Genomic DNA, 10,776 nt, shown 5'->3' with positions numbered 1-10,776 from the left:
TAACTCCACTTCACCAAGCCTCGCTTGCATGATCTTATCTTCCTTTAAAAGAACTTTCTTCAGCAGTCACCGTCGCGGGCCGCCTCTTTTATCTCTCACTAACCCCGTAAGGTTACTTGATTTGCTTGTTTTCTTTACTCCCCTTTCGCAGGAAAGCTTCGTTGTTTTTGCGAGTGCAAAGGTAGAAAATGTTTTGAGATTCGCCAAATTTATTTGAAAGTTTTTTCGAAGCTTTTTTTCTTCGTTTTCCCTTCCCTCTGGCCGGCTCCGGTCAGCGTTTCCACATCCCTTTCACTTCTCCGCTCAGGCATTACCACCCTCGCTTCTCTCTACTTCGCTGCTTAATGAACAACCTCCCGTCGTTTCGGGAGTGCAAAGGTGCAAATCCTTTTCTTTCCCTCCAAATCTTTTTTGAAAAAAATTTTAGAAGTGGATGGTTGGGGATGTTCTACTTGCTAAACCTTTAGCATTAAGCTCTCGTTAAACCCTTTTCAATGTACTATCCTTACTTCCTCCGAAGCAGGGCAACAAAGGTAATACGAATTTGTATACCAGTCAAACAAAAAGTCAACTTTTGTTAATTCGTTATTCAACCTACTTAAGTACAGGCTTTTATTTTTATAATGTTAACACGGCGAGCGTTTACTTAACAGTTTGTTAGCTCCTTCCTGTTTCTATTGCTTCTGTATTTCCAGTTGTTTGAGTTCCAAGCCTCCCTTAATGAACAAGAGTTTCAATTTGTTTACACCTTTATTCAGTTGCACATTTGCTATCTCAGCTTTGTTCCAATTGTCGTTTTGGGCAGTTGTCGCCGGTATGTTTATTGGATAAGTCTTTATCCCCTGAACTTTTGCTTCGATTGTTGCAGGTTGTGCATTCCCCGAGGTGTAATATATAATCTTATAAGTTCCTGCCTGTTTTACATTTAAGGTATACTGAAGCCATTCTCCATCTTCAATGCTGAACACGGTGTATCCGCTGCCATACTTTTTTATATCTACACCATCGTTACGGTAAGCGTGCCCCTTGTTGCCCTGCGTATTCACTCCGGGTGTGTACTGGTAACTTGAAGTATCTTTATCATAATAAGCATAACGCTGGCTGCCTAAATCATAATCTGCTGAGTTGATGATGGCCTTATTAGTTACTATGTGCGGTTTGAAAGGTGCAGTTGCATTGGTGTGCACTTGCCTGAACATGGCATCGGTTACATCTTTATGGTAAATGGTGTTTTCGAGTTTGACATTGTTTAAGAACTCATCCAATGCCGCTATTGCTTCTTGCTGTGAGGGCTTTTCGCCTTTGTTGGTCCAGTAGTTTAATAGCTTTTGGTAAGATGGCGTCAACTTAATTTCGAGTGGCTGATTCACACCTATCTTTTTTTCCTGCCACCATGACCAACCAATATCATGACTTTCTACCAACTTAATAGCCTCGGTAAACCAAGTGTTCGAATTTTCGCCCGACTCGCCCATCCACAATGGAACACTGTTCTCCTTGCTGATACTCAGGAAACCCTGGATAGCGCCTTCATTGTTAAAGTTGCCGTATTTGTGAAAGCTTACCACCATATTCTTATCCCACAATGGGAAAATGCCACGATAGTTATTTCCAAATCCGTTACCTTCTATAATAATGATATGCTTTTTGTCCACCTCTCGGATGGCTTTGGTGATATCCATCATCAGTTTGCGCAAGGGTTCGTTTTTAGTTTCTGCAGTACCGCGGGTATCTTTCGGGTCCTCAAACCCCCAATTAGGTTCATTTATAATATCATATCCACCAATAGATGGTTCATTGGCATAGCGCTCTGCCAGTTTACGCCATAAGGCAACTGTTTTTTCCTGGTTGGCTTTGCTATCCCAAAGCGAAGGCTGGTCGGGGTAGCGGTCTGATATGGGCAAATCATTACCCTGCCCGCCTGGTGTGGCATGCAAATCGAGTATGAGGTACATGTGGTTGGCCTTGCACCACTTCAGCAAACTATCCGTTAAAGCGAAGCCTTTTTCGAGCCAGGTATTTTTACCTGCTACCGGCTCCTTATCTACTGGCAGTGTATACAAATTATAATGCATAGGCAACCTGATGGAATTGAACCCCCACGAAGCCATTGAATCCACATCTATTTTGCGTGTATGGTTAGCCAGCCATTTTTCATAAAAGCGGGTGGTATATTCTGGTCCGGCCACGTCCTCGATAGCAGCACGTATTTTATGTTGCTGCCCCAGGTTACTCAGCCGGAACATGTACCCTTCCTGCAGCATCCAGCCACCAAGGCCCATACCACGCAGTATTACTTTCTGGCCTTTTTCATTAGTAATAATGCGGCCGTTAGCTTTTAGAAAGCCTTGTGCGTGTACTGTTGTAAAATTTAAGGTGAGCAGCGCGCTTGCCGATAAACAAGTAAGTGCCAGCTTTTTGCCCCGGGCAAAAAAAGAATGTTTATTCATAATGTAGTTTATAACGTGGCTAAAAATAGGAATATGCGTTGAAAACCAGTAGATGTAAATGAGTATTTACAAAGAACCTGTTTACTGTATTTGCGGTTACTAAACATTTATCTACCTTAGTTAAAATTTACTATGCACGCATAATGATTGGACAAATCATCTTTCTGTTAATATTAGTTGGCGCAGCCTGGCTTTTTACCCGCAATGTGATGAAAATACGGCGTAATATATTGTTAGGCCGCGATACCAACCGTTCAGATCAGCCTGCCCGCCGCTGGAAGGTGATGGCTAAAGTAGCACTGGGCCAAAGCAAAATGGGCAAGCGGCCGCTGGCAGCCATAATGCACCTGTTTATATATGTAGGTTTCATCATTATCAATCTCGAAGTACTCGAAATCTTGATTGACGGGCTATTTGGCTCACACCGCGTGTTTCATAAAGCGCTGGGTGGTTTGTACGGGTTACTAATTGGCGGCTTTGAAATATTAGCCGTACTTGTATTGGTAGCTTGCCTTACCTTTTTGGCCCGCCGTAACATTTTACACTTAAAGCGACTGACCGGACGTGAAATGACCGCCTGGCCGCGTTCGGATGCCAACTATATTTTAATCATAGAAGTTTTATTAATGTCCGCATTCCTGACCATGAATGCAGCTGACTATAAATTACAGGCCTTACATTATGGCGATTATGTAACGGCAGGCAGTTTCCCGGTAAGTTCATTGCTGGCGCCACTGCTGCCGGCATCGGGCAAGGCACTGGCTTTAATTGAGCGGGGCTGCTGGTGGTTTCATATTATGGGCATTCTGGCGTTTATGAACTACCTGCCCTATTCTAAACATTTCCATATTATACTGGCCTTCCCTAACACCTGGTACTCTAAACTTACTCCCAAAGGCGAATTTACCAATATGGCATCGGTTACAAACGAGGTTAAAGCAATGCTGGACCCTTCTGTTGTACCCGAAACCAGTGCAGAAATCAGCCGTTTTGGTGCGAAAGATGTAACCGATTTGACCTGGAAAAACCTGATGGAGGCGTATACCTGTACTGAGTGCGGCAGGTGTACTTCGGTATGCCCTGCCAACATTACCGGTAAGCTGCTCTCGCCGCGTAAGATTATGATGGATACGCGCGACCGGGTGACCGAGGTAGGTAATAATGTGGACAAACATGGTAAAGATTACCAGGACGACAAAGCCTTGTTGGATGACTACATCAGCCGCGAAGAACTTTGGGCCTGTACCACTTGCAATGCTTGTGTGGAAGCCTGCCCTGTAAACATCAATCCATTAGAAATTATTACCGAAATGCGCCGTTATATTGTAATGGAAGAATCGCAGGCGCCAGCCAGTTTGAATAACATGTTTGGCAACACCGAAAATAATGGCGCTCCCTGGAAGTATTCGAATGCTGACCGCTTTAACTGGGCAGATAAATAATGTGCAGATAATTGAAATGTGATAAGGTGCTGATAGTAACTGCACAAACGATATAAACCTGAAATGGAAGAACCAAATTCAAACCAATCCGAAATCGAAAATCCAAAATCTGAAATTTTACACGTGCCCACTATGGCCGAAATGCTGGCCGAAGGTAAAGTGCCTGATTTACTGTTTTGGGTAGGCTGCGCTGGTAGCTTTGATGAGCGTGCGCAGCGCATTACGCGCGATATTTGCCGTATTCTACAACACGTAGGCATCAGCTATGCGGTATTAGGTACCGAAGAAAGCTGCACCGGCGACCCGGCTAAACGCGCCGGCAACGAGTTTTTATTTCAGATGCAAGCCATGGTGAACATACAGGTACTTAATGGCTACGAAGTAAAAAAGATTGTAACCGGCTGCCCCCATTGCTTTAACACGTTAAAAAATGAGTACCCGGCTTTAGGCGGAAATTACGAGGTGATTCATCATTCGCAACTCATTCAGCAGCTTATAGACGAAGGCAAACTGAAAGCCGAAGGAGGTGAAAGCTTTAAGGGCAAACGTATTACGTTCCATGACCCTTGCTATTTGGGCCGTGGCAACGGTGTTTATGAAGCCCCCCGTAAAGCATTGGAAATACTGGATGCCGATTTGGTGGAGATGAAACGCTGCCGCAGCAACGGCTTGTGCTGTGGTGCAGGCGGTGCTCAGTACTTTAAAGAACCCGAGCCTGGTAATAAAGATATCAATATAGAACGTATTGAAGAAGTGATAGCTACCAAAGCACAGGTAGTGGCTGCCTCCTGCCCTTTTTGCATGACTATGTTACGCGATGGCGTGAAACACCGGGAGCTGGAACAAAATATACAAGTATTAGATATTGCAGAAATTACTGCAAAGGCAAACGGCTTATCATAAGCTGTTTGCCATTACTATAGCATGTAGTGCTATTTGTAATCAGCCAATGCTGCTATAAACAATTATTTTAGGGTGTGTTTTTCTTTAAGCTCAATTAAACTCATTCTTAAACTGTCTAACTGCTCGGGCGCTACATCGCGTACCGGAATATCTACAGTGGTAGACATAGAATCAATATTTCCTTTAGGGTCATTATAGGTTTGAACAATAATGTCATCTGCTTGTGCAGACAGGCGCAGCGTGCCTGCTGTAGCGGTGCCCAGGTAATCGAGTTCTTTAAAGCGGCGCAGGTGGAAAGAGTAATATTCCTGCTTTCCGGTTTGATAGTATTTTTTAAACCTTAAAAAGCAATCTCCGGTTAAGGTCAACTCCCACTTTTTAAGTTTGAGGCCATTATCAGGGTTAAACCAGTGCAGCAGGCATTTATTGCTCCAGTTAATTAACTGCTCTTCATCAGCATCAGGATGGTAAAAGCTGAACAAAGCAGTACACAGGCTGCCCGTTAAGAACAACAAGCACGCCTTTTTGAATAAACCTGATTTTAACATGACACCCTCACTGTTTCCGAAGGTACTAAAATCCTATTTTTGTACATGCAATTTTCTGAAAATTCGAGGGTTTGGATTTACCAGGCCAACCGGGAGTTTACCACTAACGAACTCATACAACTGCAACAACAGCTACAGCACTTTACGTCGGTCTGGACTGCGCACAACCATCAGCTAAAAGCTACTGCCGAAATACGTTATAACCGCTTTATCATTTTGATTGTTGATGAAACCCAAGCCGGGGCCAGCGGCTGCTCCATTGATAAATCAGTCAGGTTTATGCATGAAATTGAGCAGGCTTACCATATTAACCTTTTCGACCGGTTTGATATTGCTTACCGCGAAGGTGCGCAAGTATTGTCGGCCAACCGTGCACAATTCGAACAACTGGTTCAGCAGCACCATGTGAATGAAAATACCATTGTATTCAATAACCTGGTACAAACACTGAAAGAACTTAACACACGCTGGGAAATACCGTTTAAAGAGAGCTGGCATCAGCAGTTATTTGGCGGTTTGCTGCGTTAATGATGTGGGATCATATAAGTATCTCATACTATTTGGGTAACAATTTAACTGTAATAAGTGCTTTTTTTAACCTTTTAGGCTATTAATTTGACGTATAAGTACTATTTTTAACTATTTCACAACCTATAGAACTAAAATATTTAACTATATAAATATATTTTATATTTAAATTTAATATTTTTGCCTCCACTTATTTGAGCATCAGCATATATACTGTTTAAGTATTAGTTTCATTGAAATGAATTTTCAGCAACAGGGGGGAGTATTAGAAGCGGAAGAGTTTTACAGCTTAAAATCGTATATCAATCAATTTTCACAAAGCGTATGTATTGGTATTTGGAGCCTTAACCTTGTTGAGTACCCTGATGCGGACGAGTGGACTGCTACCAATGTATTTGAATTACTGGGTTATGAAACTTATTCTGCTTCGTTTAATCTGAACCATTTTCTTAACCGCCTGGTGCATGCCGATGACCAGCGCCTTGCTATACATTTTTTTGAACACGATATCAGGCATCAGGCCCATGCTCAGGTTAACCTTAGGCTATTAACAAAGGCCCAGGGCTACCGCTGGTTTAAAATTTCGGGGCGCACCTGGTGGAATGAATATGGCGAACCTACGCAACTGATGGGAATGATGATTAATACCGATGCAGAAACACGCAAGTTTAATGCGTTACAAGCTGAAAAAGACCTGCTCGATACAGCCGGCGAAATGCTGGACGCAGCTGCATGGAAAACTTGCCTTATTACCGGGTGCATTCACTATTCTAAAGAATTATACCGTTTACTGGAGGTAGCTCCTGCTTTTAAGCCTACAATTGAGAATTTAAAAGCTTTTGTTCACCCCGAATACCGCACGCTGGTTGAAACCACAATTAAAACGACCATTAGTGACCGCATTGCTATTTCTGTCGACTTTTTGCTGATTACAGCCAAAAACAACAAAATATGGGTGAAGCTTAAAGGCACCCCTGTTTGTGATACACAAGGCCAATGCTTATATCTGCAAGGTAGCCTGCAAAAGTTACCACAGCAAACCGGCACTGATTTAGTAGAAGCCAACAAACATCTTACTGAGCAAAACAAAAGATTGCAAAATTTCGCCCACATTGTTTCGCATAACCTGCGATCATATAGTAACAACCTGCAGTCGATGATGCAATTGCTCACCCACCCCGATACGGAGGATGAGGAACGAAACGATTGTATTCAGTATGTGCAAGCCATCAGCGCAGGGTTAACTAATACGGTAAACCACCTGGCAGAGATTGTAAAACAGCAGGATGATGCCACACGCAAAAAAGCAAAGCTCTCATTTCAGGAGACTTTAAACGGCATTACTCAAGCGCTTCAAAGTGATTTGGATAAGGCTAATGGTAAAATCATTACTGATTTTAAGGTTCCGGTTGTTTACTACCTTCCGGCTTATCTGGACAGTATTATGCTGAACATGATGACTAATGCCATCAAATACCGTCATCCCGAACGTAGTTTGTTGATTACCTGCACATCGTATGAAAAAGAAGGCCATATTTACTTAACCGTTGAAGACAATGGCTTGGGCATTGACCTGGTTAAATTCAAAGACAGTTTATTCGGCATGTATAAAACATTTCATCATCATCCCGACTCACGAGGCTTAGGCTTATTCATGACCCGTAACCAGGTAGAAACATTAGGAGGCAGCATTGAGGTAGAAAGCGAACCTAATGTTGGCACGAAATTTACCATTAAACTGGTATAACCCTAATGACTAAATGATTTACCCGGAGAGAAAAGTGCAGACCGCCTGTATCATTGATGATGACCAGATTTACGTTTTTGGTTTTAAAAGATTACTGAGTATTAAAAAGATTTGCCCTCAACTCATTGATTTTCAGAATGGACAAGATGCGATTGACTTCTTAACCAACCCTGCTAATGCCGATCAGTTGCCTGATGTAATCTTCTTAGACATTAATATGCCGGTAATGGATGGCTGGGATTTTATTGAAGCCTTTGGGGAAATTAAATCACAATTGGGGAAAGAGATTACCATTTACATGGTAAGTTCATCCATCAATACTTCTGATATTACCCGCGCCAAAAGCAATGCTTCAATTACCGATTATATTATTAAACCCCTAAGCGAAACCGTTTTGGTAAGCTTACTGGGATCGGCTGCTGCCTAAAAGCTGGCTTCCCATTTTAACATGAGCGTTTGTTTGCCATAGTCAATTACAGCGCTGTACTTCATTAATATATCGCCGCCAAGTACACCCAGCACCTGTGGGTGGTTAAGCTGCTGATAAGCAATATTTATATTTGATAAATCGAGCACTGCTACCTCAAAATCAGTAAGTCCCAGGTTACCTATACTAAATATGGGCAAAATTGCCAATGATGAATTCATGCTGTTGGTGCCCAAGCCGGTTGAAAGCCGTTCAGTTACTGTAATGGATGTTTCGCTATTGGCCTGAAGCAGCATGGTTTGATCGAATGCCGATTTGGAGGCTCCGGTATCCAGCACTACTTTAAAGGCCTGCCCGTAAACAACAACTTCCACCAATGGGTGGAAGCCGTCTTCATGTAAATCTATGATCTGTAAAGGGATTTCTGTCTCCATTAAGCAGTTGATTAGTTTAGAATGGATAACCGATACCTAAATTAAACACCAGATCTTTGCCTTGTAAATTATTGAACCACTGCTGGCCCGAAGGAAGCCAGGGCTTACGAAAAGGTATACCCAAATCGGTACGCACTACCAAAACGGTAACATCAAAGCGCAAACCTACACCGCCGTCAACCGCTAACTGCTGATAGAAGTTTTTCCCGAAGGTGCCGCCCTCCAGTCCGCGCTGGTAGTGCAGGTTCCAGATATTACCGGCATCCAGAAATACAGCGCCATAAACAATACTAAATAGCTTAGGACGGTACTCAACATTAGCTTCCAAACGGATATCGCCTGATTGGTCGGCCAAGAAATTATTGTAATTGGGAGTATTGTTGGTATAAGTGGTTGGGTCAAAAGTACCCGGACCAATGGACCGCGCACGGAAACCTCTTAAACTATTTGGTCCGCCAATAAAAAACTGCTGACTATAAGGCAATATGGTTGAGTTGCCGAAGGGTATACCAAAACCAGCCAGCACACGTGCAGCAATACTACTGTTGGGGCCTAATTTATGATAATATCTTAACTCATTTTCCAACTTCACATATTGGTTAAAAGTTGAGCCGAATAATGTTTTAGGCTTACCGCCTAAAGTATCAGCGCCTGAAAATATACCTACTAAAGAAGCAGACTCACTTACCCGGCCATTATAATACCAGGTATTGGTACGGTAAGTTTCGGTAGTATTGGTATAGGTATAGCTATAGCTCGGGCCAAATGTAAATTGAGGATCAATTACGTGCTTGAGTGAAGGATTGCGTGTGGTACGTATACTATCCAGATACTTTTTGGTAGTATCAATGGGTTTTACATAAGTGACGTTCAATAAATTCAGTTCATGCTGCTTATGTATATTCTCCTTCCACTGGTAACCAAATGAGCCATTAAACGAGTTTAACGTATATAACTGGCTTCTTCTGATTACAGAATACCCCAAGGTTAAGTTAGTACGCGGAATGTAGGCGTTATCACTTTTAAAATTAAACGGACTAATAAAGCGTGGCCAAGATAAGGTAGTAGTTGCACCAACCTGAGACAAAGCATAGCCACCGTTACGGGCTCCAATTTGTCCGTCGCTGCTTGCAAAGAAGGTGAAAGACAGCGCTTCTGCCCCTTTAAATGCATTACGGTGGCGCCAAGTTAAGTTGATTTGCGTACCGTTGTAGTTAGCTGATGTAGTACGGCCCAGCAAATCCAGCTGTAATGATTTTTTAGGATATTGGGTAAGGAAGTAGTATACATCAAGTTTAGATGAATCGGTAGATACATCTTCGAACCGGTTTTTCACAAACTTAAACGGCCCCAAATCAATAAAGCGGTTTAATGAATTGTTATGTTCCGTGCGGTTATACACATCGCCCGGCTGCAGCAATACTGAATTTTTGAAAGTATAGGGTTTTACAGTGTGCTTAGGATCGATTACATTATACCAACGATATTTTATGGCAGAGTCTTTCTTCAGTGATGTATCGCGTAATGAATAATTAGGGTACAAATAAATATTGTTGATGGTATAAATACGACGGGCTTTATCCGGTGTTTCGGGCTTCACTACCAAAAAGGCATCTATCTGGTGGTTACCTACGGTAGTATCGCGGCGCAGTAATAAGTTTTCGGGCGCGAAATAATAAAAGCCTTCTTCTTTTAAACGGGCATCAATGCGCAGGCGCTCATTTTTTACCACATCTAAATTATATTTATCTCCTACCTTAATCAATGATTTGGCAGAGGTTCCGGTTACCGCAGTATCTAACGGGTCTTTACCCTGAGGGAAAATTACTTTGCGATAATGATAAGCAGGGCCGGTAAGTACACTATATACGGCTTTGCCGGTTTTTTCTTTGGTTATGGTATCGCCGCTCACCTGGGCCTGAAAGTAACCCACATTTTGCAAGCGGTTTTGCAAAATAGTACTGTTATCTGTTAAGTTAACCGAACTCACCAGTACAGGCGGCTCTCCTTTTGAGAATAGCCAATGACGTAAGCCCTTCTTTTTTGTAGTATAAAAACGGTTATATAAATACAGTTTATAACGCAGCCCTAAAATACTGGAATTAGGTTTAGGCCGTAACAGCCCCTCCAAATCTGTAGTTAGGGCTTTGTTCTCATTACTGCTGGTATTGTTCTTATCTGTAATATTAACCTCGCCGCCGGTATACAATTTCTGGCCGGGTGCCAGATACTTGGTATTACTGCAGGCGCTTAATAGTACTGATGTTATAGTTAAAACGGTTAAATGTTTCCTCATG

General features: G+C 42.5%; 10 protein-coding genes. 6 read left to right on the top strand and 4 right to left on the bottom strand.

Features of this window, described 5'->3' with window-relative positions:
* The coding region (locus ACYVNW_RS18370; protein WP_460681373.1) for a hypothetical protein at positions 1-217 on the top strand (217 nt) is incomplete at its 5' end.
* 457 nt (positions 218-674) lie between these two features.
* Here ACYVNW_RS18370 and ACYVNW_RS18365 read toward each other — a convergent pair.
* Positions 675-2,450 (bottom strand): cellulase family glycosylhydrolase, encoded by a 1,776-nt coding sequence (locus tag ACYVNW_RS18365; protein ID WP_460681372.1) that lies wholly within the window; start codon positions 2,448-2,450, stop codon positions 675-677.
* A gap of 143 nt (positions 2,451-2,593) precedes the next feature.
* Here ACYVNW_RS18365 and ACYVNW_RS18360 point away from each other — a divergent pair, with 143 nt between their 5' ends.
* Both ACYVNW_RS18360 and ACYVNW_RS18355 read left to right on the top strand, forming a co-directional pair.
* The gene (locus ACYVNW_RS18360; protein ID WP_460681371.1) at positions 2,594-3,892 is read left to right on the top strand and encodes a 4Fe-4S dicluster domain-containing protein; all 1,299 of its coding nucleotides are present in this window, start codon (positions 2,594-2,596) and stop codon (positions 3,890-3,892) included.
* A gap of 63 nt (positions 3,893-3,955) precedes the next feature.
* Entirely contained in the window at positions 3,956-4,795 is an 840-nt protein-coding gene (locus ACYVNW_RS18355) for a (Fe-S)-binding protein (RefSeq protein WP_460681370.1), read from the top strand.
* 62 nt (positions 4,796-4,857) lie between these two features.
* Here ACYVNW_RS18355 and ACYVNW_RS18350 read toward each other — a convergent pair whose 3' ends face one another.
* Positions 4,858-5,343: a hypothetical protein gene (locus ACYVNW_RS18350; RefSeq protein WP_460681369.1), complete on the bottom strand. Its 486-nt coding sequence runs from the start codon at positions 5,341-5,343 to the stop codon at positions 4,858-4,860.
* Between the two features lie 45 nt (positions 5,344-5,388).
* On the opposite strand from ACYVNW_RS18350, the gene ACYVNW_RS18345 reads away from it, so the two are divergent.
* The 3 genes from ACYVNW_RS18345 (at position 5,389) to ACYVNW_RS18335 (ending at position 8,045) form a co-directional block, all read left to right on the top strand.
* Positions 5,389-5,871, top strand: a complete 483-nt coding sequence (locus ACYVNW_RS18345; RefSeq protein ID WP_460681368.1) for an ABC transporter ATPase — start codon at positions 5,389-5,391, stop codon at positions 5,869-5,871.
* 238 nt (positions 5,872-6,109) lie between these two features.
* Positions 6,110-7,618 (top strand): sensor histidine kinase, encoded by a 1,509-nt coding sequence (locus tag ACYVNW_RS18340; RefSeq protein WP_460681367.1) that lies wholly within the window; start codon positions 6,110-6,112, stop codon positions 7,616-7,618.
* 34 nt (positions 7,619-7,652) lie between these two features.
* Positions 7,653-8,045: a response regulator gene (locus tag ACYVNW_RS18335; protein WP_460681366.1), complete on the top strand. Its 393-nt coding sequence runs from the start codon at positions 7,653-7,655 to the stop codon at positions 8,043-8,045.
* On the opposite strand, the gene ACYVNW_RS18330 is transcribed toward ACYVNW_RS18335, so the two are convergent.
* Together ACYVNW_RS18330 and tamL are read right to left on the bottom strand one after the other, a co-directional pair.
* Positions 8,042-8,479, bottom strand: coding sequence for an aspartyl protease family protein (locus ACYVNW_RS18330; protein WP_460681365.1), 438 nt, complete (start codon positions 8,477-8,479; stop codon positions 8,042-8,044). The two genes, ACYVNW_RS18335 and ACYVNW_RS18330, sit on opposite strands and share 4 nt — an antisense overlap.
* Positions 8,480-8,495: 16 nt before the next feature.
* Positions 8,496-10,775: a translocation and assembly module lipoprotein TamL gene (gene tamL / locus ACYVNW_RS18325; protein WP_460681364.1), complete on the bottom strand. Its 2,280-nt coding sequence runs from the start codon at positions 10,773-10,775 to the stop codon at positions 8,496-8,498.
* Between the last annotated feature and the right edge of the window lies 1 nt (position 10,776).

The organism is Mucilaginibacter koreensis (assembly GCF_054783355.1).
The sequence above is the reverse complement of the archived record's forward strand: the minus strand, read 5'-3'. Positions and strand labels throughout refer to the sequence as shown.